Origin of the sequence: Methylobacterium sp. 37f (genome assembly GCF_023093475.1) — a bacterium.
In the GTDB taxonomy this organism is placed as follows: domain Bacteria; phylum Pseudomonadota; class Alphaproteobacteria; order Rhizobiales; family Beijerinckiaceae; genus Methylobacterium.
Genome location: NZ_JAGHKN010000034.1, coordinates 1 through 25,742, shown reverse-complemented (window position 1 = coordinate 25,742; position 25,742 = coordinate 1). Strand labels below are relative to the sequence as shown.

Genomic DNA, 25,742 nt, shown 5'->3' with positions numbered 1-25,742 from the left:
TCGGTTCTGCGGCGAGAGTACGGCCCTCCCCCCCTTCCGCAGAGCGCTTCCCGTGTACATTGACGGTCTTAGCGGTAAATCGGCCTTTTCAACGAACGGCTTTTGGGGAACATCACCCCCATGAACATCCTCCTCATCGGCGCGGGTGGGCGTGAACACGCCCTGGCCTACGCCATCGCCAAGAGCCCCCTCTGCAGCCGACTGTTCACCGCACCGGGCAATCCCGGCACGGCTGATTTCGGTGAGAACCGGCCGGACCTCGCCGTCTCCGATCATGCGGCGGTCCGCGCTTTCTGTGAATCCGAGCGCATCGGCCTCGTCGTGGTCGGGCCGGAGGCGCCCCTGGTGGCAGGCCTCGTCGACGACCTCCAGGCGGCGGGCGTCCGGGTGTTCGGCCCGACCCGGGCCGCCGCGCAGCTCGAAGGGTCGAAGGGTTTCACCAAGGATCTCTGCGCCGAGGTCGGCATCCCGACCGCCGCCTTCGCCCGCTTCCAGGCTCTCGAGCCTGCTCTGGCCTACCTCGCCGAGCACGGCGCCCCCATCGTGGTGAAGGCCGACGGTCTTGCCGCCGGCAAGGGCGTGGTCGTGGCCGAGACCCGGGATCAGGCGGAAAGCGCGGTGCGCGCCCTGTTCGAGGAGCCCGGCGCCGAGATCGTGATCGAGGAATGCCTGTTCGGCGAAGAGGCGAGCTTCTTCGCCCTCTGCGACGGCACCCGTGCGGTGCCGGTGGGCACGGCCCAGGACCACAAGCGCGTTTTCGACGGGGACCGCGGCCCGAATACCGGGGGCATGGGCGCGTATTCCCCGGCCACCATCCTGACGCCGGCCCTGGAGCAGGAGGTGATGGACACCATCATCACTCCGACGCTGGACGGGATGCGCGCGCGCGGTACCCCCTTCACCGGCATCCTCTATGCCGGTCTGATGCTGACGGCCGATGGTCCGAAGCTGATCGAGTACAACACCCGCTTCGGTGACCCCGAGGCCCAGGTGCTGATGCCTCGCCTCGCCTCGGACCTGGTGCCCGCCCTGCTGGCGGCCTGCGAGGGCGACGTGTCCGGGATCGCCCTCGAATTCGACCTGCGACGCGCGGCCCTCACGGTGGTCATGGCGGCGGCGGGCTATCCCGGCACGGTCCTGCGCGGGTCGGAGATCCGGGGCCTCGCGGCGGCGGGCCAGAGCGACGACATCCTGGTGTTCCAGGCCGGCACCCGTGCCGAGGACGGGCGGCTCCTCGCCGATGGCGGCCGGGTGCTCGCCGTCACCGCGCTCGGCGAGAGCATGATGGAGGCCCAGGCCCGCGCCTACGCGGCGGTGGCCCGGATCGACTGGCCGGAGGGCTTCTGCCGACGCGACATCGGCCGCCGGGCCGTGGCCCGCGAGGTCGCGGGCGGCGGGATCTGACCGCCGGCTGTCAGCGCCGCTTGTTGCCGCGTGGGCCCGTTGGGACCACCGTGTTGCCCCGGTTCTCGGCCCGCAGGACACGCCAGCGTGCGACCCGATCCGGATCGAGCTGGCCCACCGCCACGGCAGCCTGAACGGCGCAGCCGGGCTCATGGGCATGGGTGCAGTCGCGGAAGCGGCAAGCCGGGGCCAGTTCGGTGATCTCGGCGAACAGCGTCTCCAGCCCCTCGGCTGCGTCGCCGAGCTGAAGCGAGCGGATGCCCGGTGTGTCGATGACCCAGCCGCCCCCCGCGATGGCGTGGAGCGAGCGGCTGGTGGTGGTATGCCGCCCTTTGGCATCGTGTTCCCGGATGCCGCCCGTTGCCTGCGGTGCCGCGTGGTCCGGGCCCGCCAGGGTGTTCACGAGTGTCGACTTGCCGACACCCGACGAGCCCACCACCGCGACGGTCCGGCCCTGACCGCACCAGGGCTCGAGATGTGTCGCCGCGTCGGGCTCACGGGGGTTCACCAGAACCACGGCAAGGTCGCGCTGCAGCGCCATGGCCTCGCGACGGTAGCGCTCCGCATCCTCCGCGACATCCGCCTTGGTCAGGACGATGACGGGCTCGGGTCCACCCTGGTTGGCCAGGGCGAGGTAACGCTCCAGGCGGGTCGGATTGAAATCCGCGTTGCAGGAGGTGACGATGAAGAGCGCGTCGACATTGGCCGCCGCGAGCTGCGGCGCTACGCTGCCCTCGCGCCGCCGCTCCAGCACGGTGCGCCGCTCCAGGCGGCGGCGCAGCATCTGCGTGACCGCTTCGACGAGAACCCAGTCGCCGACGGCATAGTCGCCGGTGTTGGTGTGGACCGGCAGCATGAGCTTCGCCGGCCCTGCCTCGGAGAGGGCACCCATGCGGGCGCGATGCACGGTGGCGACGCGCTGTGGCAGCAAGGCAGCCTCGTCCGTGCGGCACTGATCCGCGAAGAATGCGGACCAGCCGAGTTCGGCGAGGGTGTGGGCGGTCTTCACGACGCCCTCAACCGGCGAGACGCGTCAGCGCCTCCGTGATCTTCTCCAGGCGGGCGGCCTCCCCGTCCCGGCGCTCGCGCTGCTCGTCCACCACCTCATCGGGCGCACGGGCGAGGAAGTCGGCATTGCCGAGCTTGCTCTCGATCTTGGCGATCTCGGCGGTGGCTTTCGCCGCCTCCTTCTTCAGGCGCGCGACCTCGGCACCGAGATCGACGATGCCCTCGAGGGGCAGGGCCGCCACCGAGCCGCGCACCAGCAACTGCACGGAGTTTTTCGGCGCTGCCTCCGCGAAGCGGATCTCGGAGAGTCGTGCAAGACGCACCAGAGTGTCGCCCCAGCGTGTGGCGCGGGCCCGCAAGGCCTCGTCGGCTCCCACCACCACGAGGGGAATCTGGGCCGCCGCCGGTACGTTGGTCTCCGAACGTGCCGAGCGGATCTCGGAAACGAGATCGACCAGCCAGCCGATCTCGGCTTCCGAATCCGAATCGTTCAGCGCGGCCAGGTCGGGCCAGGGCGTCAGGGCGAGGAGGCCGCGATCCACGATGCCCTCGCCCTTGATGGCCCAGAGTTCCTCGGTGAGGAACGGCATGAACGGATGCAGCAGCTTGGCGATCTGGTCGATCAGGAACGCCACCGTCGCCTGCGTCTCGGCCTTCGCTGCCGCTGCGACGCCCTCCCCCTGAAGGACGGGCTTGGCCAGTTCCAGATACCAGTCGCAGAAGATGTTCCAGACGAACCGGTAGGCCGCCGCCGCCGCATCGTTGAAGCGGTAGGCCTCGAGGGCCGCCCTCACTTCGGCGACCGCCCGCGCGGCTTCGCCGAGCGCCCAGCGGTTCAGGGTCTCGGCGGCGTCCTCGGGCCGGTAATCAGGGCGCAGCATGCAGCCGTTCATCTCGGCGAAGCGTGAGGCGTTCCAGAGCTTGGTCGCGAAGTTGCGGTAGCCCTCGACCCGGTTGACTGCGAGCTTGATGTCCCGCCCCTGCGCGGCCATCGCCGCGAGCGTGAAACGCAGGGCATCGGCGCCGTACTGGTCGATCAGGCCGAGTGGGTCGACCACGTTGCCCTTCGACTTCGACATCTTGGCGCCGGAGGCGTCGCGCACCAGCGTGTGGAGGTAGACCGTCGAGAACGGCACCCGATCGGTCACGTGCAGGCCGAGCATCATCATCCGGGCGACCCAGAAGAAGATGATGTCCTTGCCGGTCACCAGCGTGTCAGTCGGGTAGTAGCGCGCGAGTTCCGGCGTCTCGTCCGGCCAGCCCAGCGTCGAGAACGGCCACAGGGCGGAGGAGAACCAGGTGTCGAGGACGTCCTCATCACGACGCAGGGCCACCGACGCCCCGCGCTTCGCGTCCGCCCGTGCTTGCGCCTCCGCTTCGCTCGCCGCGACGTAGATGCCGCCAGCCTCGTCGTACCAGACCGGAATCTGGTGGCCCCACCAGAGCTGGCGCGAGATGCACCAGGGCTCGATGTTCTCAAGCCACTGGAAGAAGGTCTTCTCGTAGTTCTCGGGCACGAAACGGGTTTTCCCGTCGCGCACCGCCTGCAGGGCGCGCTCGGCCAGGGGCTTCACGTTCACGTACCACTGGTCCGTGAGGTAGGGCTCGATGACCACGTTCGAGCGGTCGCCGTGCGGCACCGCATGGGTGTTGGGCTCGATCAGCCGCAGGCGCTCGCGTGTCTCCATCAGGGCGACGACCCGCTTGCGGGCCTCGAACCGATCGAGGCCATGCAGGGCGAGGGCTTCCGGCTCCGGGTTCGCATCGGCTAGGAAAGCCGCGTTACCGTCAAGACTTATGCGAGCTTCCGAATCCAGAATGTTGATCGGCGTGCAGCCGGCTCGGCGGCCGACCTCGAAGTCATTGAAGTCGTGCGCCGGCGTGATCTTGACCGCACCGGTCCCCTTCTCGGGGTCGGAATAGGTGTCGGCGATGATCGGGATCAGCCGTCCGACCAGCGGCAGGCGAACCCGCTTGCCGACGAGTTGGGTGTAGCGCTCGTCATCCGGATGAACCGCGACGGCGGTGTCGCCCAGCATCGTTTCGGGCCGCGTGGTGGCGACCGTGATGACCTCCCCCGTCTCCGCGCCGGCCGCGTCGACGACCGGGTAGTCGAAGTGCCAGAGATGGCCCTTCACCTCGATCTGGAGCACTTCGAGGTCCGAGATCGCGGTCTGGAATTTCGGATCCCAGTTCACGAGGCGCTTGTCGCGGTAGATCAGCCCCTGCGCGTGCAGGTCGACGAAGGTGCGTGTGACGGCGCGGACCATCTGGTCGTCGGGCGCGCCCGAGAGGCCCATGGTGAAGCGCTCGCGCGACCAGTCGCAGGAGGCGCCGAGGCGCTTCAACTGGTTGACGATCGCCCCGCCCGATTCCGCCTTCCAGGCCCAGACCTTCTCGACGAAGGCGGCCCGGCCGATCTCGCGCCGGCCCGGCTCCTGTGCCTCCGCCAGACGACGCTCCACCACCATCTGGGTGGCGATGCCGGCATGGTCGGTGCCCGGCTGCCAGAGCACGTCACGCCCTCGCATCCGCTCGAAGCGGCAGAGGATGTCCTGGAGCGTGTTGTTGAGGGCGTGCCCCATATGGAGGCTGCCGGTGACGTTCGGCGGCGGGATCACCATGGTGAAGGGCTTCGCCCCGGCCCGCTCGGGTCGCCCGGCCTTGAAGGCACCGCCGGTTTCCCAGGCGGCGGCGATGCGCGCCTCGACGGCAGCGGGGTCGAAGGTCTTGTCCATCATGGGCGGGGTCGGTTCACGTGTCGGAGAAAGCGGAGGTTGGCCCGCTTTCAACCCGTCATGGCCCCTGCGTCAACTCGCGAGTCCGGTCATTCGACCGGGGCGGTCCTCAGCGGCCTCTGGCCACGCGCTCGATCTCGGCCCGGACCAGCCGTTCGACCATGCCGGGCAGGTTCTCGTCGAGCCAGCCCTTCAGCATCGGTCGGAGCATATCCTGCACCAGATCCTCGAAGGTTCGGGCCTGACTGCTCATCACGGTGTGCGAGAGCATATGAAAGGCCTGCGCGACGCTGGCGTCGGTAACGGCCGAGGTCAGCCGTTCTGTCGGCGTCGGGACGGGCTCCGGATCGGGCTCGCGGACGGCGGGCTGCGGCGCGGGGCGCGGCGGCTCGACGGGTGCGGCGGCACGGATCGGCGGAAGAGGCTCGGGCTCCGGCTCGTCGTCATCGAAGGAGATTGCATCGAAATCGATCTGCCCGTCCTCGATCGGCTCCTTGCGGAACGCGATCTCGGGCTCCTCAATGGGGGCCGGCCGGCGCACCGGCTTGGCCACCTCGGCGAGGTCCAGCACGTCGTCGTTCTCGGGCTGGAGCACGGAGGGTTGTGGCGGGCTCACCTCGGCCTTGGCATTCTGATCGTCGGCGATGATGCGACGGATCGAGGCCAGGATCTCCTCCATGGAGGGTTCCTGCGTCTTGTCCAACACCTTGGGGCTCGCTGCACTCATCCGGACGACGCTCGGGATCTGGGATGGACGGTTGATGACGGGGGCGAGTATTTCACGCTCCCGTCCCGATACAAGCGCTGGCCGCCGCGCGACGCGGGATAAGCCCGCATCGGATCCAGATATGCGCAGCAGCCGATCCGCTCCGGCGGGCTGCTGCGCTCGCGACCGGCTTTCGGAGGTCAGCGGCCGTCGGGTGTGCGCACGCCGTACCAGAGGTCCTTGACCTGATCGAAGTGTTCCTTCGGGCTGTACACCGCGACGGGCAGCGCGGTGTAGCGCACCGTCAGGCGGCCGACGGCCTGGACCACGCCGTAGGAGAAGATCACCCGATCGCGCTGGGCGATGATGAGGTTGGTGCGGGCGTTCAACAGTTCCTGTTGCGCGTTGAGGACGTCGAGGGTGGTGCGCTGGCCGACGCGGGCCTCCTCACGCACGCCGTTCAGCGCCACTTCGTTGGCCTGCACCTGCGCCTGGGAGGCGATGACCTGCGCCTTGGCGGCTTCGAGACGGCCCCAGGCGGTGACGATCGCCGAACGGACCTGATCGCGCGTGTCCTCGGCGTCGAGCCGGCGCTGGCCCACGGTCTCCTTGGCCTGGCGAATCTGCGAGTAGGTCTGGCCGCCCTCGTAGAGGGGGATGGACAGGCGACCGACGATCGAGGCGCTGACCGCGTTGTCGCCCGGGAACTGGTTGTCGTAACGCTGCTGCACCGAGCCCTGAAGGCCGGCGGTGGGATACAGCGCGCCTTCGAGAACCTTTACCTGAGCCTCGGACACATCGACGAGATGTAGTGCCGAGAGAATCTGCGGATGCTCCTTCAGGCCGATGTTCAGGGCGGTATCGAGGCTTGACGGGACGAAGCGGTCCAGCGGCCGACCGGGCGCGAGCTGGCGCGGCTCGACACCGATATAGCGGCGGTAATTGCCGATGCTGGCACGCAGGGTGGCCTCGGCGCCGCTGACCTCGGAGCGTGCGCCAGCCAAGCGTGCCTCGGCCTGGGCGACGTCGGTGCGGGTGACTTCGCCGACGTTGAAGCGGTCACGCGTCTGACGCAGCTGCTCCTCGAGCACCTCGACGTTGTTGCGGCGCAGTTCGAGGTTCGCCGTATCGCTCAGAACGAACATGTACGACTGGGCGGCATTGAACAGGGTGTTCATCTCGGTGGCGCGCAGCGCCTCCCGGACGCGGAGTACGTCCGATTCCGCCTGACGGGTCTGGTTGTCGGTGCGAAAGCCGTTGAAGAGGGTCTGGTTCACCGTGAGGCCCGCGCCGCCCGGCCGCGTGACCTGGTTGAGCGGGATACGAGATGTTCGGCCGTCCGTCTGCGCAAGGCCGATATCGGCGTCGAGGGTGACGGTCGGACGATAGCCGGACTTGGCCTGCGCTACGGTCTCGTCGGTCGCACGCACGCCGGCGCGGCCCGAATTCAGAGTGGGATTGGCCGCGTAGGCCCGCGACAGGGCGCTCTCCAGCGTTTCGGCACCGGCCGGGCTCGCTACGGCGAGGGCCAGCACGGCGAAGCCGATCGGCCGAAGCCTCGTGCGCATCGCAGGTTTCGAATCTCTCACGCTCGTCGACCCTTGCGGTTTCTAGATGAACCGGACGACCATACGAGATGGTCACCGCGCCACAGCGCGAATCCGGATTGCCCGCCTCAGCGCGGAGAGTAGCCGACCTTGGCCGGCAGAGCACCGGGTGGTTCCAGTCCGCCGCACGAATCCGTGTGCGGTGCCGTAAAAAAGCGACACTACTCAGAGTTGGTGTCAAATTGATACACAACCAGAGGGATTTCAGTCGGGCGTCAGGAATGCGAGGCGTTGCGGCTCTTCGTCAGGCGCGAATCAAAACGCGAAATCGGCCTCGGCCGCGAAAGCACCGAGGGCTGGCAGGGCGGCATCGAAGAGCGGACGCGCACCGAAGGCCTCTCCGGCGCGGACGAACAGAGTCGCCTTGGCGGCCCGGTCCTGCCCCATCACGCAGACGAGGCGACCGCCATCCTTCAATTGGTCGAGCAGGGCCTGCGGGCGGGTTTCCACCCGGCCGTTGACTAGGATGGCGTCGTAGGGCGCGGACTGCGCCGCCCCCGCGTCGAGGGGGCCTTCGACCAGTGTGATGCTGCCCTGGCCCGCCAGACGCTCGCGGGCTCCGGCCAGAAGGTCCGCATCGGATTCGAGGGCCGCCACCTCGGCTCCGATCTGTGCCAGGATCGCGGCGGCGTAGCCGTAGCCGGTGGCCACGTCGAGCGCCGTCTCGCCGGGCTGGATCGCCAGGGCCTGGATCATCCGAGCCAGCAGCATCGGCGCCGGCATCGCCCGACCCGAGGGGCCAAGCCGCAGGGTCTGGTCGATATAGGCGAAATCCTCGCGCCCGGGCGGAACGAAGCGCTCGCGGGCGATCTCCTCGAAGGCGTCGAGAACCGGGACATCGTTCACGTCGAAGGTCCGCAACTGACAATCGACCATGAGGCGTCGCGCCTGCGCGTAATCGAGCATGGTAGCTGTCTTCCTCGACGCTGAGCCGACGCCGGACGCCGGTCTATCCCTCCGGGCGGCCCGAGCGGCCACGCCGAAGCTTGCGGGTTGTCGGGGATCGATTGGCAAAACGCAAGGTTCTCGACGCCCCTGCCCGTCCGACGATCCGAGACGGTACGATCCGGCTTCGCCGACGTCATTCCGTCTCCGGGGACGCCCGAAGAGCCTCTCTTGCGAGAACCCTTCGCGGTAGAACCCTTCGCGTACGAGCCTGGGCTCGGCTTTCCCACGTGGGAGGGCGGTCCGGATCCGGGCGTGATCGCGAAGGTCTTATGAAGGGGGAAGTCGACTTTGGAGGCCTCGGAGGGAATCGAACCCCCGTGCAAGGATTTGCAGTCCTCTGCGTAACCACTCCGCCACGAGGCCTCTGTCGCACGGCCCCGAAGGACCCGTTTGGCGACCCCCGTCCGGGCGGCCGGCTCGGGGAGAGGCGTCTCTAGCAGAGCCCCCCGCGTGAGGGCAACGGCCTTTGGACGATCTCCGCAAATTAGGAGGCGGTCGCTTTCGCGACTCGGCCCAAACCGCTCCGACCCGGTGCTGCGATCCACCGCCTCCAATCCGATGCGGCCCCTTACCCAAATCGCGGGCCAAGTCGCGGGCGAGATCGCGGGGTGAGGCGCGGGAATTTCAGGCAGCGCCCCGGGGCACCGGCCAAAAAATGTGACGGAATCGTCAAATCACCGGTCCGGACACCCTTGCGTCCCGGCGAAGCGCTGTGTAGACCCCCGATCGCGGTCCCCGATAGCTCAGTTGGTAGAGCAAGCGACTGTTAATCGCTTTGTCGCAGGTTCGAGTCCTGCTCGGGGAGCCAATTTTTCTTCAAGACTTGGCTGTACTCTTGACGAGGCAGCTATAGCGGTTGAGCCGATCGTGAGATCTGGCCCTGCATGCTCGCAACAGTTGGTCCGAAGCGCCCATCGCGTGCGCCACCGTTGCGGTGTTTTCGTGAACTCTTTTCTCTCTGTCACGCGTCTCGCGCTCGTCCTTTGAACGACGAACCTCGCCAGCCCCGAGAGCCGGCGAAGTTGGTTTCAAAGGTGCGCGAGCTCGCGTCGATCAGGTGAGTGGGCCCGGAATCGCGCTCTCCGCCTCTGCGAGCAGGCGCGTTTCGTGTTTGCGCACGAACAGCCAGAGGGCGAGGCCGCCGAAGATCACCACGGCGAGCAGGCCAAGGCCCACGGGACCGGCGATATGCTCGATCGAGCGGCCACAATAATACGATCCCAGCCCCATGATCGTCGCCCAGGCGATGCCGCCGAGACCGTTGAAGACCAGGAAGCGGCGGGCGTCGAGCTTGTTCACCCCGGCCAGCACGGCCGCGTAGGCCCGCAGCATCGCGGTGAAGCGGCCGAAGAACACGATCTTTCCGCCATGCTCGCGAAAGAGATACTGGCCGAGCTTCAGCCGCCCGTGATCGAGGGCGATGAGGTGACCGTAGCGGAGCAGGAGCGGCATGCCCCAGCGTCGACCGACCCAGTAGCCGAGGTTGTCGCCAAGGATCGCGGCGGCCGCGGCGGCCAGGATGATCAGGCCGATCTGCAGGTGGCCGGTGCTGCCGGCATAGACGGCCGAAGAAATCAGGATGGTCTCGCCCGGCAACGGCACGCCAGCGCTTTCCAAAGCGATGACGACGAAGATCGCAATGTAGCCATAGCTCGCGATCAGGTCTGCAATTGGAAGATTTGAGAGAAACGACATCGGCATTCCCGAGTGGTGCGATGGGCGCACTGTGCGCGGGAACGTGGCGGGATCGGGGCTGACACGGGGCACCACAGGCCTGGAAACCGCCGAATCCGTTGGGACGATCCGGATGCGAGGTGCCCCTCGCCCGGTCGGAGGCGTCCCGCAGCCACCGCGCATCGCGTGCTCGCAACGGGACGCCGTGGCTCAACCGAAGGAGCCGAAGCCCTCGAAGCTGTCGCTGTCGAAGGTGGAGGGCGGTTCACACGCGACCGGATTGGAAGCGATGTCGTCGGCGGGCGTGTCCGGCTTTCGGGAGAGGGTTTGCGGGAAAATCTCGTCAGAGACAGATGCGAGCGGCGAGTCGGGGCGATCGTGCTGCACGTCTTTGGTCATCCAGGCTCCTCAAGCAGCGTGCCGCGGATAAGGCACAGCTTGGGGTACCTGAGGAACACGGATTCGTGAATCCTGCCGCTGCCCGGTTCCGGCGCATCTGCCATGCGGTAGCGGGATGACGCGACCACGCATCGGAGAGATCGCGGCGGGGGCCGCGATCGACGATCCGGCAGCGGGTTTGTGGTCAGGCGTTCTTGCGCGGCCGATGGCTTGGGTCGATCCCGCCCTCGGGCGTGGTCTCGTTGTCGACATCGCCTTCGAAGGTCGAATCCGCCGCGATGTCCTCCGGGTCGCGCCCCGTCATGCCCTTCGATGCGCCGATGCCTGGATTGCCCTTCAGATCGGCATCGCTCGGGACATCGGTCTTCAGATGCTTGTTCGACATGTCTGCTCCCACTGATGAGGGCTCGGCGCCTTGTCCGGCGCTTCGCGATCGTTCTCAGCCAACCGGCCGGCGGTGGGCGCCGTTCCCGGCGGATTGGGTGCGCGCGTGGTCGCGGGGGAAGCGTGGTGTCGATGGTCGGCCCTGAAAATAGGAGAGGCCGGGGGATGCGTTCCCCCCGGCCTCCCCGTCGGTGCGTCCCGGCCTACGGCTGTTCGTTGCCGGCGTAGTTGATGGAGCCGTCGGCGCCCTTCTTCCACATGTACATCACGTAGTCCGGCCGGGTGATGTCGCCCTTCTTGTCGTACGAGATGTCGCCGATCACCGTGCTGAAGGGCTTGCCCTCGTGCATGTAGGCGGCGACCTTCTGGCCGTCGGTCGACTTCGTCGCCTTCATCGCGTCAGCCAGGATCTGCATGGCGGCGTAGGAGTAGAGCGTGTAGCCTTCGGGATCGAAGTTGATCGCCTTGAAGGCGTCGACCGTGGCCTTGGACTTCGGATTCTTGCGGGCATCCGGCGAGAAGGTCATCAGGGTGCCGTCGGAGCCCGGACCCGCCACCTGGGCGAACTCGCGGTCGGCGATGCCGTCACCGCCCATCAGCGGTGCGTTGAGGCTCTGGTCGCGCATCTGGCGGATCAGCAGGCCCGCCTCGGTGTAGAGGCCACCGAAATAGACCACGTCGACATTGGCTTGCTTCAGTTTGGAGACCAGAGCCGAGAAATCCTTCTCGCCCGGGTTGATGCCCTCATAGAGCACGTTGGTGCCACCCTTGGCCTTGAGGGCCTTCAGGGTCTCGTCGGCCAAGCCCTTGCCGTAGGGGGTCTTGTCGTGGACGAAGGCGATCTTCTTGCCCTTGAACTTGTCGGCGAGGTAGGCGCCCGCCACCGCGCCCTGCTGGTCGTCGCGACCGCAGGTGCGGAAAGTATTCCAGTTGCCGCGCTCGGTATACTTGATCGCCGTGGAGGCCGGGCTGACCTCGACGATGCCGGCTTCCTGCAGCACGTCCGAGACCGGGATGGAGACGCCCGAGTTGAAGGCGCCGACCACGGCCTTCACGCCCTCGGAGGCGAACTTGTTGGCGACCGACACGCCCTGCTTCGGGTCGGAGGCGTCGTCGCCCACCGTCATCACCAGCTTCTCGCCGTTGACGCCGCCGGCCTTGTTGATGTCGGCGATGGCCTGCTGGGCCCCGGTCTTGATCTGTGCACCGAAGGCGGCGTTCGGGCCGGTGACGGGAACCACGACGCCGATCTTGATCTCGGCCTGAGCGGCGGTTGCCGCCAGCATCAGGCTGAGGGCGACACCGGCTGAAAACAGTGACTTCATGCTCGTTTCCCCTCTTCAGGCGCCGGACCGGGCGTTCGCTTCGCCGGTACGGTCGCCAAAACGCGGTGTGGTCTCGCGCCGCGCCGTCACGGCGTCGGCGCGCTCGTCCGGTCCCGCCAGCTCAGCGGTCCGGTGCGCTCGTAGAGCCAGGCATATTGCCGGGTCATCTGTCCGGTGCGGGTGTAGCGGTAGGCCACGGCCCCGATGGCCAGGACAACCACCGCGTCGACCAGATAGGCCGGAAGCGACAGCAGCGGGTCCTCGAACAGCGCGTAGTGCAGGAACCGCGTCACCGCCGCGATCAGCAGCAGGGCCAGGGCGCAGTGCCAGAACGGGCGCCAGCCGCGGGCGAGTCCGCTGCCCGTCATCCAGGCGGCACCGCCCCCCATCGCCACGGTAATCAGGAGGAAGATGCCCAGGGTACGCAGATCGAGGCTGAAACCATCGGCCATGCTCAATGCGATCCCCCCTCGAGGTAGGCGGCCTTCACCTGCGGGTCGTCGAGGAGCGCCTGACCGGTGCCGCTCATCGTGACCGCCCCCGTGACCATGACGTAGCCGCGATGCGCGAGCTTGAGGGCATGATAGGCGTTCTGCTCGACGATGAACACGGTCAGGCCCTCGCGGGCGTTGAGGTCGCGCACGGCGGAGAAGATCTGCTTGACCACCAGGGGCGCCAATCCGAGCGAGGGCTCATCGAGCATGAGCAGGCGCGGCCGGCTCATCAGGGCACGGGCGATGGCGAGCATCTGCTGCTCGCCCCCCGACATGGTGCCGCCGCGCTGATCGATGCGCTCCCGCAGGCGCGGGAAGAGGGTGCACATGCGCTCGAGGTCGTCGGCAAAGTGCTTGCCGCCGTTGACGGCCGCGCCCATCTGCAGGTTCTCGCGCACCGTCATGCGGGAGAAGATGCGTCGGCCCTCGGGCGATTGGGCCAGGTTGAGCCGGGCGATCTCGTGGGTCGGCAGCTTCGTGATGTCCTGGCCCGCGAAAGTGATGGTGCCCTCGCGAGCCTGGGGCTGGCCGAAGATCGTCATCATGAGGGTCGACTTGCCGGCCCCGTTGGCCCCGATCAGGGCGACGATCTCGCCCTCGTGCACGTCGATGTCGACGCCCTTCAGGGCGCGGATGCTGCCGTAATAGGCCGAGACGCCGCGCACGCTGAGCAGCGGCGCTTTCGCGCCCTCCTCGTCGGTCTTCCCCATCCGGGCGCGGGTCTCGTCCACCAGCACGTTGATGCCCGCGACGCTCATGCCGTTGTTCCCGCCAGACCGACTTCCGCTTCCACCGCCGCCACCTCCTCGTCGTCGACGCCGAGATAGGCCGCGATCACCCGGGTGTCGTTGCGGATCTCGTCCGGCGTGCCGTCCGCGATCTTGATGCCGTAGTCGAGCACCACGATGCGGTCGGAGATCTGCATCACCACCGACATGTCGTGCTCGATCAGCAGGACCGAGGTGTCGTACTCGTCGCGGATCATCCGCAGCAGGGTGTTGAGATCGGCCGATTCCCGCGGGTTGAGGCCGGCCGCCGGCTCGTCGAGGCAGAGCAGCACCGGGTCGGTGCACATGGCGCGGGCGATCTCCAGGCGGCGCTGGTCGCCATAGGGCAGGTCGCCCGCCGGCTCGTCGGCCCGGTGGGTCAGGCCGATGCGTTCGATCCAGCCGGCGGCCTTGGCGATGGCCTCATCCTGCGCGCGGCGATAGCCCGGCAGGCCGAGGATGCCCGCGAGCGAGAAGCCGGAGGCCCGCATCAGCGGCTTGTGCATGGCCACCAGCAGGTTCTCCAGCACGGTCATCTGCGGGAACAGCCGGATGTTCTGGAAGGTGCGGGCGACCCGGGCGAGGCGGTTGACGTCGTGGCCCGGCAGGCGCTCCAGCAGGTAGGTCTCGCCACCCGTCTGCGACAAGCGGATCATGCCCTCGGTCGGCTTGTAGAAGCCGGTGATGCAGTTGAAGACCGTGGTCTTGCCGGCGCCGTTCGGACCGATTAGCGCGGTGATGTCGCCGCGCCCGACCTTGAACGACAGGTCGCCCACGGCGGTGAGGCCGCCGAACCGCATGGTGAGGTGGTCGACCACCAGGATCGGGTCGGCCGGGCCGCCGGAAATCGCGGCCGGCGGCGCGTCCTGCAGCGTGGCGAGGCGGGTGGTTCCGGTGGCGAGGCTCATGCGGTGCGCCCTCCCAGGCGGACCGAGGGCGAGCGCTCGGAGATCAACCCGCGCGGGCGCCAGACCATCATGCAGACCATGGCGAGGCCGAACAGCAGCAGGCGGTACTCGTTCGGGTCGAAGCCCTCGCCGAATACCGCCTTGAGGAAGGTGAGATTACGCAGCAGTTCCGGCGCGCCGACCATCACGATGGCGGCGATGGCAACGCCGATCTGGCTGCCCATGCCGCCCAGCACCACGATCGCCAGAATGATCGCGCTCTCGAGGAAGTTAAAGCTCTCGGGGCTGACGAAGCCCTGGCGCACGGCGAAGAACGAGCCGGCGAAGCCCGCGAACATGGCGCCGAGCGCAAAGGCGGTGAGCTTGGTCATGGTGGTGTCGATTCCGAGCGAGCGGCAGGCGATCTCATCCTCGCGCAGGGCCTCCCAGGCGCGGCCCAGCGGCAGGCGGCGCATGCGGAGCGTCACCAGGTTGGTGATCAGCGCCAGGGCGAGGATCAGGTAGTAGAGGAAGACGATCCGGTGCATCGGGCTGAAGCTCAGCCCGAAGGTCTGGGCGAACCCGCCCTCCCCGGCCGCGAACGGGATGCCGAAGAAGCTGGCGCGGGGGATCGAGGACAGGCCGGCGGCGCCGCCGGAGAAGTCGACCCAGTTGATGAGAACGAGGCGGATAATCTCGCCGAAGGCGAGCGTCACAATGGCGAGGTAGTCGCCGCGCAGGCGCAGCACCGGGAAGCCGAGGAGCACACCGAAGGCGGCGGCGAACAGGCCGGCCAGCGGCAGGCAGATCCAGAACGAGAGCCCGAACACCGTGGAGAGCAGCGCGTAGGAATAGGCGCCCACGGCGTAGAAGGCGACGTAGCCGAGGTCGAGCAGCCCGGCGAGGCCGACGACGATGTTCAGGCCCCATCCGAGCATGACGTAGGTGAGGATGAGAATGCCGAGATCGATCCAGTAGCGCCCCTCCGACAGGCCGCCCGAACCGAGGGCGGCGAGCAGCGGCAGGGTCAGCGCGACGGCGAGCGTCACCGGACCGAGCACGCGGCCGGCCCGCTTCGCGACCGGCGCCGCATCGAGGGTCGCGAGACGGTGGACTTCCCGCCGGCGCGCGACCTCGCCGAGCAGCAGGCGCTGGCCGAGGCGCAGCACGAACACGGCGAGACACAAGCCCGCGACGACGCCCCAGCGGCCGGTGAGTTCGAGGCCGGTGCCCTGCCCGAGATCGGTGCGGTAGGCCACCACGGGAATGCTCAACCCGAGCGTCACCAGGGCGAAGAGGGCCGAATCCTTGAGCATCTCAGGGAGCGCCGCGCCGGAGCGCCGGGCGACGGTGGGTGCCACCGCGCCGATGGTCGATCCTGTGGCCATGGTTCAGACCTTCTCGACTTCGGGGCGTCCGAGGATGCCGGATGGTTTGAAGATGAGCACCACGATGAGGATGAGGAACGCGGCCACGTCCTTGTACTCGATGGAGAAATAGGCCGACCAGAAGGTCTCGATCAGCCCGATGATCAGCCCGCCGAGGACGGCGCCGGGAAGCGAGCCGATACCGCCGAGCACCGCCGCCGTGAAGGCTTTCACGCCGGGCACGAACCCGTCCGAGAACGAGACCACACCGTAATAGAGGAGGTAGAGGGTTCCGGCGACGGCGGCGAGGGCGGCGCCCAGCACGAAGGTCAGCGAGATGGTCCGGTCGACGTTGATGCCGAGCAAGGCCGCCATGCGCCGGTCCTGCTCACAGGCCCGCTGGGCCCGGCCGAACGAGGTACGCTGGACGAGGTACCAGAAGCCGGCGAGCAGGAGCGCCGTCGTCGTCATGATGATCGCCTGCTTGTAGGACAGGGTCACGGTGTATTGCTCGTTCTGGTAGAGCACGATCACGTCGCGGACGAGGGGTGGAACCGGCTTGTTGCGGGCGCCCTGCACCACCTGGACGAAGTTCGACAGGAAGATCGAGACGCCGATGGCCGAGATCAGCGGTGCGAGGCGGAACGAGCCGCGCAAGGGGCGGTAGGCTACCCGCTCGATGGCCCAGCCCCAGAGCGCGGTCAGGATCATCGCCAGGACCAGCACGATGAGGAACACCAGGGCGACCGATGTGAGTCCGAGCCAGGTGGTCAGGATCAGGAAGAAGATCAGCGCGATGAAGGATGACAGCATGAAGACGTCGCCGTGGGCGAAGTTCACCATGCCGATGATGCCGAAGACCATGGTGTAGCCGAGCGCGATCAGCCCGTAGATCGACCCGAGCGTCAGGCCGTTGATGAACTGCTGGGCGAAAAATTCCATGTACCGGCCTTCGTTTCGACGCCGCGGCCATTCGCGAATGAGAAGTGAGAACGGGGATAGCATGTGCGAATGGCATGCCAGCCTGGAATGTTCTGAACAAACGCCTCGGGTCAATCCTCACCGCAGCGCGACGCTTGAGCCTCCCCGATTCCTGAAACGCGAACGGCCCGGCGCGTGGAGCGCCGGGCCGTCGAACGGAAGCGTCGGAGTCCGGTGCCTTCGGCACCGGTCGGACTTACTTGAGCAGCGAGACCAGGGCCTTGCCGGCGGGGGTCTTCAACTCCTTGGCGTCGAGGGTGCCGTCGTTGTCCGGATCGGCGGCCTTGAAGCGGGCCTCCACGAGGGCGAGGTACTCGGCCTTGTCCAGGGTACCGTCCGAATCCGGATCGGCGGCCTTCAGGGCCTTCTTGCTGACCCGGCCCTTGAGCTCTTTGGTATCCAGAGTGCCGTCCTTGTCGGATTCCAGCTTGTCGAACAGCGCGCCGGCCACGGCCTGTGCTTCCTTCAGATCGATGGTGCCGTCGTTGTCGGTGTCGACCATCGTGATCACCTTCGCGGCGCTGGCTTCCTTGGCCGAAGCCGGGATGGCCAGGGGAAGCGCGAGGGCCGCGGCACCGAGGATGCCGGCGAGACGGGACAGGTTGGACATGCAGAGAACTCCGTATCAGCAATAACGATTGCCAATCTATCACGCCGAAACGGATCGGCGAAAGATTTATGTTGCAACGCGGTATCGCTTCCAGGCTGCTGGTCCCGCTCCCGCCCCGCCCTATGGCGGGGGATCAGTCGATTCCGGTGACGCCGTTGGATATCGCCTTGGTCTTGCGGATCACCCCCGCGAAGGTGACGTGCGCCTCGAAATGCCCGCCGTCCTTCCGGGCATGGATTTCGAAATGCTTCGGCTTGCGCCGGGCCTCCCCATCGACCTGATAGCCCGCCTGCCGCAACGCCGCGAGAGCGAGCGCCGGATCGGCCTTCCCCGCATCTCCGTCCTCGGGACGAGACCGGGTGATGCGGTGCCGCGTGCCGTCCGGAGCCGTGATGGCGCTGGCCTTGATCTCCGAGGGTTTTTGCTTGCCGGTCACCGCGATGGCATCGCCCGGCTTCAGGGTCACCGCCGCGCCAGCGAGCGCCTCGGCGCCCTCCGGGCCGAGATCCACGAGGACGCGGCCTTCGGGGCCCTCGAGTGCGAGGCGATGGCCGAACAGGGCCCAGATGGTTCCGTGCGTGCTGCGTGATGGGGGCATGGGCTGATGGTGCTTCCTTGAAATTGGGGGCAAACCGGGATGCAGGCAGGCCGAGATGCGGCGCCTTCGGGAACCGCCGCACCGGTCCTGGGGTGCGGGGATCAGCGGGCCTCAGGCTTGGCAGTCTCAGGCTTGGCAGTCTCCGGCTTGGGACCTTCGGGCTTCGAAGGGTCCGGCTTCGGTAGTGCGGCCAGGCGTTCGAGCATCTGAAGGGTGAGATCGGCACAGGCCCTCATGGGCTCGTCGTCGGCACATTTCACGTCGACGGCGGTTTCGCCCCGTTCCAGGCGGAAATGCGCGGCCTTTGGCGGGGGCGGCGGCGCATCGGGGCCGCGACGAGGGCCGCCCGGAGGCGCATCGGCCTCCGGTCCGGGGCGCGGACCACCGGGCGGCGGGGCTGGCTGGGCGACGGCCGCGCCGGCAACGAGGATCGCGGCGGCGGCGAGAAGGGCTGTGGTCTTCGTCATGATGGAGGTCCTGTCCGGGGAGATCGTAGGGTGGGGAATGGTGTCACAGGGCGTTCAGAACACCCGCTTTTCGCGGACCTGACCGTCGAAGCCGACGTGGAGTTGGCGCTCGCGCCCATCGCTGCCGCGTGCGGCGACCTCGAGGTGACGCGGCCCCCGGCCGGTGACCCGAATGTCGGAGTAGCCGGCCGCCGCGACGCCGGCGGTCAGGGCCGGCACGTCGGGCTTTGCCCCGAGGCCGACCTTGTCCTTGGCCCAGTCGAGGGTTCCGGCGGGCGGGCCGCCGGCGGGGCCGACGCGGACTTGGCTGCCATCGGCGCGGGTGATGAGTAGGGCGTGAAGGAATCCGTTCTCGAACCGGCCCTGCACGGTGACGGCCTCGCCCGGCTTGACGAGGGTGCCTCCCTCTCCCGGGCGCCCGGTTTCCACCAGTGCCTTGCCGGTCCCATCCTGCATCACGAACTTGTTGCCGTAGATCTCGGCGACGTCGCCCTTGGCGGCGATCGAGCCCGAGGCCTTCAGGGCGGAGATCGCGGTGGGCGCCACCGGCGTCATCACCGAGGCGCCGGTCTGGGCCAGCGACAGGCCGACCGCGCCGAAGGCGAGGGGCGCCGCGATGGCGCCGACGACGAGGCCGCGGCGCGAGCGCATCGGGGCCGGGGTGAGGGTCGGCGTGGGGCTGGCGGGTGTGCTGCTCTGCGGAGTCTCGGTCATGGTGGCCTGTCCTTCTGGGGTTCGACGGTGGCCCTCTCGGGGTGACGGCGTTCTAGGCCGGGGCCTCCAACCCGATCTGAACCGGACGGTTCAGCCCCCGTTAAACGACGCGGCTTAGGCCGCTCCCGCACGCCTGCCTTGCCCTCGCTTCCCGCCCTTCCATCCCCGGACCCGACTCCATGAAACTCCTGCTGGTGGAGGATGACGCGCCGCTGGCTACCGAGATCGCCAAGGCGCTCCGGGCCGAGAACTTCGCCCTGGACCACGCCGTCAATGGCGAGGACGCGCAGCATCTCGGTGAGACCGAGACCTACGACGCCGTGGTGCTCGATCTCGGCCTGCCGAGGCGCGACGGCCTCTCCGTCCTGCAGGCCTGGCGCCTCGCGGGGCTCACCGTCCCTGTGCTCATCCTCACGGCCCGGGACGGTTGGAGCGACAAGGTCGCGGGCTTCAAGGCGGGTGCCGACGACTTCCTGGTCAAGCCGTTTCGGGTCGAGGAACTGGTGATCCGCCTGAGGGCTCTGGTACGCCGGGCGAGCGCGCATGGGGCGTCCCGCGTCACCTGCGGTCCCCTTTCCTACGAATCCGGCCTCGGCACCTTCGAGCGCGACGGCCTGCCCCTCAGGCTCACCGGCCTCGAATGGCGGGTCCTGTCCTGTCTGATCCTGCACAAGGACGGGGTGATGCCGCGCAGCCAGCTCATCGAACGGGTCTATGACGGCGATGCCGACGTCGATTCAAACTCGGTCGAGGTCATCATCACGCGCCTGCGCCGCAAGATCGCCCCCGCGCGGATCGAGGGCGTGCGCGGCCATGGCTATCGGCTGCTGCCGGGCGATCCCGCATGACGCCGCCACCCTCGGGGCGGGGTCCGCGGCCTGCCGGGCTGACGAAGCCCGCTGCGCCGGACAAGCCCAGTCCACCTGCAAAGCCCGCCGGGCTTCTCCAGCTCGGGTCCCTCCAGCGCCGGCTGCTGCTGGCCGCCCTGGCCTTCGTCACCCTCGCGCTGGTGGTCGCCGGCCTGGCGATCGGGGTGATCCTGCACCGCTTCGTGCGGGCGCAGCTCGACAGCCGACTCGACAGCCAACTCGTCGCCATCGCGGCGAGCCTGGAGCGCGGCCCCGGCGAGCGCCTCCGCCTCGACCGTACCCTCGATGGCCCGCCCTTCGACCGGCCGCGCTCGGGCTGGTACTGGCAGGTCCGGCAGGGGCGCACCACGCTGCGGGCGGACTCCCTCGAAGGGCGCGACCTTCCCGTACCGGATCGGCCGGCACATGATCCCGACCCGGACCGCGTCCTACCCGGCGACGCGACCGGTCCCTGGGGTGATGCGCTCATCCTGCGGACGCGCGTGCTGCCGGCTGAGGCGGGCCGTCCGCCGGTGATTCTCGTCGCGTCCGCCCCCGCCCAGGCCCTCAACGGCCCCTTGCGCGAGGCGGGCCGTGCCCTCGCCGCCATCCTGGGCATCCTCGGACTCTGCCTCGTAGCCGGCACCGTGGCGCAGGTTCGCCTCGGCCTGCGCCCCCTGGAGCGCCTGCGCCGGGACATCGCCGAGGTCCGGGCCGGCCGGCGCCCCCGCATTCCCGGCCAGCAGCCCGCCGAGATCCGTCCCCTGGTGACGGAGGTGAATGCTCTGCTCGACCAGAACGCCGCCAACCTCGAACGGGCGCGCACCCATGTGGCGAACCTCGCCCATGGTCTGAAGACGCCGCTGGCCACCCTCACCCTCGCCCTGTCCGACCGAACGCGCGACCCGGATGGCCGTCTGGCGGCTCTCGTTGCAGCCATGGACCGGCAGGTGCGCCATCATCTGCGGCGCGCGCGCACCGCCGCCCTCGGCGGCGCGACCCGCGCCAGGACCGATCTCGCCGGCCCCCTGTCCGACCTGCGCACCACCTTCGGCCGGCTCTATGCCGAGAAGACGCTGGTCATCGATCTCGATCTTCCGGAGGGGCTTGCGGCGGCCTGCGACCCCCAGGACATCGACGAGATGCTGGGCAACCTCATCGACAATGCCTGCCAGTGGAGCCGCGGCCGGGTCCGCATCGCCGGACGGCCCGCCGAGGCCGGCGTCACCCTGACGGTGGAGGATGACGGCCCCGGACTGGATGCCGCCGCCGCCGCGCGGGCGATCCGGCCCGGCGGGCGCCTCGACGAGAGCGTTCCGGGCCATGGCTTCGGTCTGTCGATCACCACTGAACTCGCGGAACTCTACGGCGGAGGGCTCCAACTCGGACGCTCTGATCTCGGAGGCTTGAGCGCCCGGCTGCAACTGCCGGCCTGATCCGGTCCCGGAGCGATCCTGGCGAGAGGCGGATCGGGCCCGTGCCCACTGCCGCTCCGGGCGCGCCCGCATAAACGAACGTTAAAGGCTGCTGCCGCATGATCGGACGTCGGCGACTCTGTAGGGGGGCTCCCGCAGGTCACCGACGGCAATCATGCCGCTGCGGGAGCCTGTCATCGACACCGGTTTCCGCAGGCATTCGGGAGACACGCGGATGTGCCGCGGGCCGCGGGTCGGCGAGAGGGAAGTGACGTGCCGAGCGCCCCCGTCGAGACGCAGCGTCTGGCGATCCTGAACGATCTGGGGCTGTTGGAGAGCCCGCCGGAGGCGCATCTCGATGCCGTCTGCCGCATGGCCTGCGCCCTGTTCGGCGTGCCCATCGCCCTCCTGAACCTGGCGGGCAGCGAGACCTACACCCTGAAGGCCCGCTGCGGCATCGCCGAGAGCGGACCCCTACCGCGCGCTGGCGCCTTCTGCGACCGCACCATCCTGGGAGAGCCGGGGGCGGTGCTGGTGCTTCCCGACCTCCTGGCCGATGCCGAATTCGCGGTCAGCCCCCTCGTCACCGGGGCGCCCCATGCCCGCTTCTACGCCGGCGTTCCGCTGGTCTTGTCGGATGGCCTGCCGCTGGGCACGCTCTGCGTGATTGACACCGTCCCGCGCGACGATTTCGATGCGGTCAGCGCGTCACGCCTGCGCGACCTCGGGACGATCGTCGAGGCTCACCTGCGTCTCACCGCTGCTCAGCGCGCGAGCGAGGCCGAGCGGGCCGAGCGCTACCGGGCCGAAACGCTGCTGGCCGCGAAGGCCGCCGATCTCAAGCTCGTGGTCAGCGCTCAACGGATGACCGAATCCGTCGCCCATATCGGGTATTGGCGCATCCATCCGAAGACCCGCATGGTTTCCTGGTCTGAGGGCGTCCGCGGCGTCTTCGGACGTCCGATGCCGCCCGGTGGCGAGATCCCCCTGGAGCGCCACCTCGGCTACTATCATCCGGACGACCGTGCGGCGGTGGCCGCGCGCATCGATGCGGCCCTGGACGAGGCGGGACCCGACAGCGCGACCTACCAGGGACGGGCGCGGATCGTCCGGCCGGACGGAAGCCTGTGCCACGCCATCGTCCAGGGCGTCGCCGAACGGGCCTTGGCCGGCGGGCAGGTGGCGCTCTACGGCCTCATCCTCGACGTCACCGACCTCGTCACGTCCGAGGCCCAGCTCCGCGAAAAGGATCTGCGCCTGCGCGCCATCCTGGAGAATATGGACCAGGGGCTGGTGATGCTCGATGCCCAGGGTTGCGTGCGCCTGCTCAATCCCCGGGCGCAGCAGCTCCTCGCGCTGCCGGACACCGTCCTGCGGGAATCCGCGCCCCTGTCCGAGATCCTCGCCGTCTTGTCCGGACGGGGCGACCTCGCCGCGGCGGTCTTTCCGGAGGGGCCGCCGCGGCTGCGCGACGCGGCAGGTGCCTGGGCGCCGCTGCGATTCGATTGGCGCCGGCCCAATGGTGCGACCCTGGAGGTTCGGGGCGTGACCCTGCCGGATGGTGGGATCGTCCACACCTTTACCGATGTCACCGAGCATCGCGCGGCCGAGGCCCGGACTCAGGACGGCGAGCGGCGCTACCGGCTCCTGGCGGATTCCGTCTCCGACATGATCGTCCGCCGCAGCGTCGCCGCGTCGAGCGAGGGGGATGCTCCGAGCCTGGATGTCCCTGCCCGGGATGTTCGCACCTACGTCTCCCCCGCGTCGCAGGACCTTCTCGGCTACACCCCCGAGGAGATGCTGCGCCTTCCCTTGAATGACTCGCTCCATCCCGATGACAGGGCCGCCACGCTAGGGTTTCTCGAGGGCTTCCGGACCGGCCGGACCGAGCGCGGGCGCATCACCCATCGCCTTCGGCACCGGGATGGGCGCTGGATCTGGATCGAGGCCCAGACGCGGCTCGTGCGCGACGCGGCCGGGCGTCCCCACGAGACCATCACGGCCGCGCGCGACGTCAGCGAGCGGATGGCGGCCGAGCAGGCCCTGCGCCTCGGTGAGGCGCGTTACCGGGCGCTTGCCGATTCCCTGCCGCAGATCGTCTGGGTGGTGTCCCTCCGGGACGGGGAGGCCACCTACGTCAACCAGCGCTTCGAGAACTTCTACGGCCCGATCGGTTCGGCGCGCGCGGCCCGCCTGGCCTGCAACCATCCCGACGATGCCGAGCGAATGGAGCAGGCTTTTCGCGAGGCCTCGCGGGAGGGCGATCCCTACGAGGTCGAGGGACGCCTGCGCCGGCAGGACGGCGCCTATCGCTGGCACAAGCTGGTGATGCTGCCGATCCGGGAGGATGGCGTCGTGGTGGGCCTGCTCGGGACCGCCCTGGACATCGACGACATCGTCACGGCACGCAAAGCCCTGGAGGAGACCTCGAACCTCCTGCGGCTCGCCCAGGAATCGGCGGGAGCCGGCCTCTGGTCATGGGACCTGAGGGAGGGCATCGTCCGTCTCTCGGTCGACAGCGCGCGGATGTACGGCTTGCCGGTCAAGGACGGGCAAACCGCCGACGCGCCGGTCGAGGTCGCCGTGGCCGAATGGGACGGCTGCATCCATCCGGACGATGGTCCCGTCCTGTACGGACACATCTACCGCTCCCTCGCCGACGGCACTTCCTACAGCTGCGAGTTCCGTCTGGCGGTGCCGGACGGGGCCCCGCAACGCTGGCTGCAATCCTTCGCCCGCATCGTTCGGGATACGGAGAGCGACGATCCCCTCCGGGTGGTGGGGCTCACCATGGACATCACCGAGCGCAAGCTGGCCGAGGGCCGCATCGCCCACATGGCGCTGCATGACGGGCTGACCGGGTTGCCGAACCGTCTCCTGTTCAAGGAGCGCCTGAACCGCGAACTCGCCCGCGCCGACCGGCGGACCGACGGCTTTGCAGGCTTCGCCGTCCTGGCTTGCGACCTCGACCGCTTCAAGGCGGTCAACGACACTCTCGGTCACCCGGCCGGCGACGCGCTCCTGCGCGTCGTCACCGCGCGCCTGAATGCCGTGGTCCGGGTGGGCGACACCGTCGCCCGCCTCGGAGGCGACGAGTTCGCCGTCATCCTGGTCGATCTCGACGATCCCCAGGCGGCCGGCCTCGCCGCCCGGCGCATCATCGAATCCCTCGAGCAGCCGGTGGATCTCGACGGCCATCGCGTCGGCATCGGCGTCAGCGTCGGCATCGGCCTCGGCATCCAGGACGGCGTCGACGCCGATACCCTGTTCCGGAATGCCGACATCGCGCTGTATCGAGCCAAGGCCGCGGGGCGCAACACCTACCGGTTCTACGAGGCGGCGATGGATGCCGCCACCACCCAGCGCAATCTGCTCGAACTCGAGATGCGGGAGGCGGTCCGGGTCGGAGACTTCAGCCTAGTCTATCAGCCGGTGCTTCATCTCGACAGCGGCACGGTCCGGGGCTTCGAGGCCCTGTTGCGGTGGCCGCATCCGGTTCGCGGGATGATCGCGCCGGGCGAATTCATTCCGCTGGCCGAAGAGTCCGGGCTGATCCGCCAACTCGGGACCTGGGCCCTGCGTCAGGCCTGCATCGAGGCTGCTTCCTGGCCGGGCGACATGCGCATCGCAGTCAACGTGTCCGCCGTGCAGTTCGGGCAATCCGCCTTGGAGCAGAGCGTGATCGGGGCGCTATCGGCCTCCGGGCTGCCCGCGCGGCGTCTGGAGCTGGAGATCACCGAGAGCGTGTTGATGCAGGATGCCGAGGCCGTGATCGCCTGCCTTCACCGCCTGCGGGCGCTCGGCGTGCGCATCGCTCTCGACGATTTCGGCACCGGCTACTCCTCCTTGAGCTACCTGCGACGGTTTCCATTCGACAGGATCAAGATCGACCGGTCGTTCGTCCGAGAAATCGCCGATCCAGGCACGGCCGCGATCGTTCGGGCGGTGGTCGGCCTGGGGACCCAGCTCGGCGCCAGCATCACGGCGGAGGGTATCGAGACCGACGAGCAGCTGGCGCGGGTGCGCCAGGAAGGCTGTACCGAGGCGCAGGGATTTCTGATCAGTACGCCCCTGCCGGCAGACGAAGCGAGGCGCTTCCTCGTCCGCTGCCGCGATGCCGCCTGACCGGGCTGTCGCTTTTCCGTCATGACGCTGTTGACAGGCTCTGGGTCTGTGGGTATACCCCCTTCATCGGCGAGCGGCCAAGGCGATTGGCGGCTTGCTTTTGCATCTCCTGACTGTTGATGGGTTGTCGCCTGGTGATCTGGGCGGTATTTCTGTCTGTTGTTGGTGTTCTTTGACAAGTGAATCTGAGAAAGAGAAGCGTGGGCGGCGATTATTGTCCTTGCGGATCCCTGTAGTGGGGATTGTGAGACGATTGCTGACACGTTTCGAGAGCTC

22 protein-coding genes and 2 tRNA genes are annotated in these 25,742 nt (G+C 68.4%); 5 read left to right on the top strand and 19 right to left on the bottom strand.

Annotated features, from left to right (window positions below; all coding sequences use genetic code 11):
• Positions 1 to 120: 120 nt before the first annotated feature.
• Positions 121 to 1,404, top strand: coding sequence for a phosphoribosylamine--glycine ligase (gene purD / locus J7U37_RS19280; protein WP_247636740.1), 1,284 nt, complete (start codon positions 121 to 123; stop codon positions 1,402 to 1,404).
• A 10-nt stretch (positions 1,405 to 1,414) separates the two neighbouring features.
• Here the strand turns inward: purD and rsgA are convergent, their stop codons facing one another.
• The 6 genes from rsgA to J7U37_RS19250 form a co-directional block, all read right to left on the bottom strand.
• Positions 1,415 to 2,413: a ribosome small subunit-dependent GTPase A gene (gene rsgA, locus J7U37_RS19275; protein ID WP_247636739.1), complete on the bottom strand. Its 999-nt coding sequence runs from the start codon at positions 2,411 to 2,413 to the stop codon at positions 1,415 to 1,417.
• Positions 2,414 to 2,420: 7 nt separating this feature from the next.
• Positions 2,421 to 5,153, bottom strand: coding sequence for a valine--tRNA ligase (locus tag J7U37_RS19270; protein WP_247636738.1), 2,733 nt, complete (start codon positions 5,151 to 5,153; stop codon positions 2,421 to 2,423).
• Positions 5,154 to 5,259: 106 nt separating this feature from the next.
• Entirely contained in the window at positions 5,260 to 5,877 is a 618-nt protein-coding gene (locus J7U37_RS19265; RefSeq protein ID WP_282103993.1) for a DUF2497 domain-containing protein, read from the bottom strand.
• A gap of 179 nt (positions 5,878 to 6,056) precedes the next feature.
• Complete coding sequence (locus J7U37_RS19260; protein WP_056184405.1) at positions 6,057 to 7,424, bottom strand: TolC family outer membrane protein; 1,368 nt, start codon at positions 7,422 to 7,424, stop codon at positions 6,057 to 6,059.
• Between the two features lie 294 nt (positions 7,425 to 7,718).
• The gene (locus J7U37_RS19255; protein WP_247636737.1) at positions 7,719 to 8,369 is read right to left on the bottom strand and encodes a protein-L-isoaspartate O-methyltransferase; all 651 of its coding nucleotides are present in this window, start codon (positions 8,367 to 8,369) and stop codon (positions 7,719 to 7,721) included.
• Between the two features lie 331 nt (positions 8,370 to 8,700).
• Positions 8,701 to 8,774 (bottom strand) — tRNA-Cys (locus J7U37_RS19250).
• Between the two features lie 369 nt (positions 8,775 to 9,143).
• Between J7U37_RS19250 and J7U37_RS19245 the strand changes: the two genes are divergently transcribed.
• Positions 9,144 to 9,219, top strand: a tRNA-Asn gene (locus J7U37_RS19245).
• A gap of 245 nt (positions 9,220 to 9,464) precedes the next feature.
• Here the strand turns inward: J7U37_RS19245 and J7U37_RS19240 are convergent.
• The 13 genes from J7U37_RS19240 to J7U37_RS19180 all read right to left on the bottom strand — a co-directional run bounded on the left by J7U37_RS19240 (position 9,465) and on the right by J7U37_RS19180 (position 19,078).
• Positions 9,465 to 10,106: a DedA family protein gene (locus J7U37_RS19240; RefSeq protein ID WP_056184401.1), complete on the bottom strand. Its 642-nt coding sequence runs from the start codon at positions 10,104 to 10,106 to the stop codon at positions 9,465 to 9,467.
• 189 nt (positions 10,107 to 10,295) lie between these two features.
• Positions 10,296 to 10,484 carry a hypothetical protein gene (locus J7U37_RS19235; protein ID WP_056184399.1) on the bottom strand — a complete coding sequence of 63 codons (189 nt, stop codon included), beginning with the start codon at positions 10,482 to 10,484 and terminating at the stop codon, positions 10,296 to 10,298.
• Positions 10,485 to 10,668: 184 nt separating this feature from the next.
• Entirely contained in the window at positions 10,669 to 10,869 is a 201-nt protein-coding gene (locus tag J7U37_RS19230) for a hypothetical protein (RefSeq protein ID WP_056184397.1), read from the bottom strand.
• A 202-nt stretch (positions 10,870 to 11,071) separates the two neighbouring features.
• Complete coding sequence (locus J7U37_RS19225) at positions 11,072 to 12,193, bottom strand: branched-chain amino acid ABC transporter substrate-binding protein (protein ID WP_056184395.1); 1,122 nt, start codon at positions 12,191 to 12,193, stop codon at positions 11,072 to 11,074.
• Between the two features lie 86 nt (positions 12,194 to 12,279).
• Positions 12,280 to 12,645 (bottom strand): DUF6867 family protein, encoded by a 366-nt coding sequence (locus tag J7U37_RS19220; RefSeq protein WP_056184393.1) that lies wholly within the window; start codon positions 12,643 to 12,645, stop codon positions 12,280 to 12,282.
• Between the two features lie 2 nt (positions 12,646 to 12,647).
• On the bottom strand, positions 12,648 to 13,445 hold the full coding sequence (locus J7U37_RS19215; RefSeq protein ID WP_247636736.1) for an ABC transporter ATP-binding protein: 798 nt from the start codon (positions 13,443 to 13,445) through the stop codon (positions 12,648 to 12,650).
• Positions 13,442 to 14,254, bottom strand: a complete 813-nt coding sequence (locus J7U37_RS19210) for an ATP-binding cassette domain-containing protein (RefSeq protein ID WP_247636762.1) — start codon at positions 14,252 to 14,254, stop codon at positions 13,442 to 13,444. Before J7U37_RS19210 ends, J7U37_RS19215 begins: the two co-directional genes overlap by 4 nt.
• Before the next feature lie 104 nt (positions 14,255 to 14,358).
• The gene (livM, locus tag J7U37_RS19205; RefSeq protein ID WP_247636735.1) at positions 14,359 to 15,729 is read right to left on the bottom strand and encodes a high-affinity branched-chain amino acid ABC transporter permease LivM; all 1,371 of its coding nucleotides are present in this window, start codon (positions 15,727 to 15,729) and stop codon (positions 14,359 to 14,361) included.
• A gap of 3 nt (positions 15,730 to 15,732) precedes the next feature.
• On the bottom strand, positions 15,733 to 16,650 hold the full coding sequence (locus J7U37_RS19200) for a branched-chain amino acid ABC transporter permease (protein ID WP_056481199.1): 918 nt from the start codon (positions 16,648 to 16,650) through the stop codon (positions 15,733 to 15,735).
• Between the two features lie 235 nt (positions 16,651 to 16,885).
• Entirely contained in the window at positions 16,886 to 17,299 is a 414-nt protein-coding gene (locus J7U37_RS19195; RefSeq protein WP_247636734.1) for an EF-hand domain-containing protein, read from the bottom strand.
• Positions 17,300 to 17,432: 133 nt separating this feature from the next.
• Positions 17,433 to 17,897, bottom strand: coding sequence for a hypothetical protein (locus J7U37_RS19190; RefSeq protein WP_247636733.1), 465 nt, complete (start codon positions 17,895 to 17,897; stop codon positions 17,433 to 17,435).
• 101 nt (positions 17,898 to 17,998) lie between these two features.
• Positions 17,999 to 18,364 (bottom strand): hypothetical protein, encoded by a 366-nt coding sequence (locus J7U37_RS19185; RefSeq protein ID WP_247636732.1) that lies wholly within the window; start codon positions 18,362 to 18,364, stop codon positions 17,999 to 18,001.
• Positions 18,365 to 18,418: 54 nt separating this feature from the next.
• On the bottom strand, positions 18,419 to 19,078 hold the full coding sequence (locus J7U37_RS19180; RefSeq protein ID WP_247636731.1) for a DNA-binding protein: 660 nt from the start codon (positions 19,076 to 19,078) through the stop codon (positions 18,419 to 18,421).
• A 179-nt stretch (positions 19,079 to 19,257) separates the two neighbouring features.
• Here J7U37_RS19180 and J7U37_RS19175 point away from each other — a divergent pair, with 179 nt between their 5' ends.
• From J7U37_RS19175 to J7U37_RS19165, 3 genes are all read left to right on the top strand, one after another.
• Complete coding sequence (locus J7U37_RS19175) at positions 19,258 to 19,926, top strand: response regulator transcription factor (protein ID WP_247636730.1); 669 nt, start codon at positions 19,258 to 19,260, stop codon at positions 19,924 to 19,926.
• Positions 19,923 to 21,362, top strand: a complete 1,440-nt coding sequence (locus J7U37_RS19170; RefSeq protein WP_247636729.1) for a HAMP domain-containing sensor histidine kinase — start codon at positions 19,923 to 19,925, stop codon at positions 21,360 to 21,362. The genes J7U37_RS19175 and J7U37_RS19170 overlap by 4 nt, the downstream gene beginning before the upstream one ends.
• A 252-nt stretch (positions 21,363 to 21,614) precedes the next feature.
• Positions 21,615 to 25,466 carry an EAL domain-containing protein gene (locus J7U37_RS19165; RefSeq protein ID WP_247636728.1) on the top strand — a complete coding sequence of 1,284 codons (3,852 nt, stop codon included), beginning with the start codon at positions 21,615 to 21,617 and terminating at the stop codon, positions 25,464 to 25,466.
• Positions 25,467 to 25,742 lie beyond the last annotated feature (276 nt).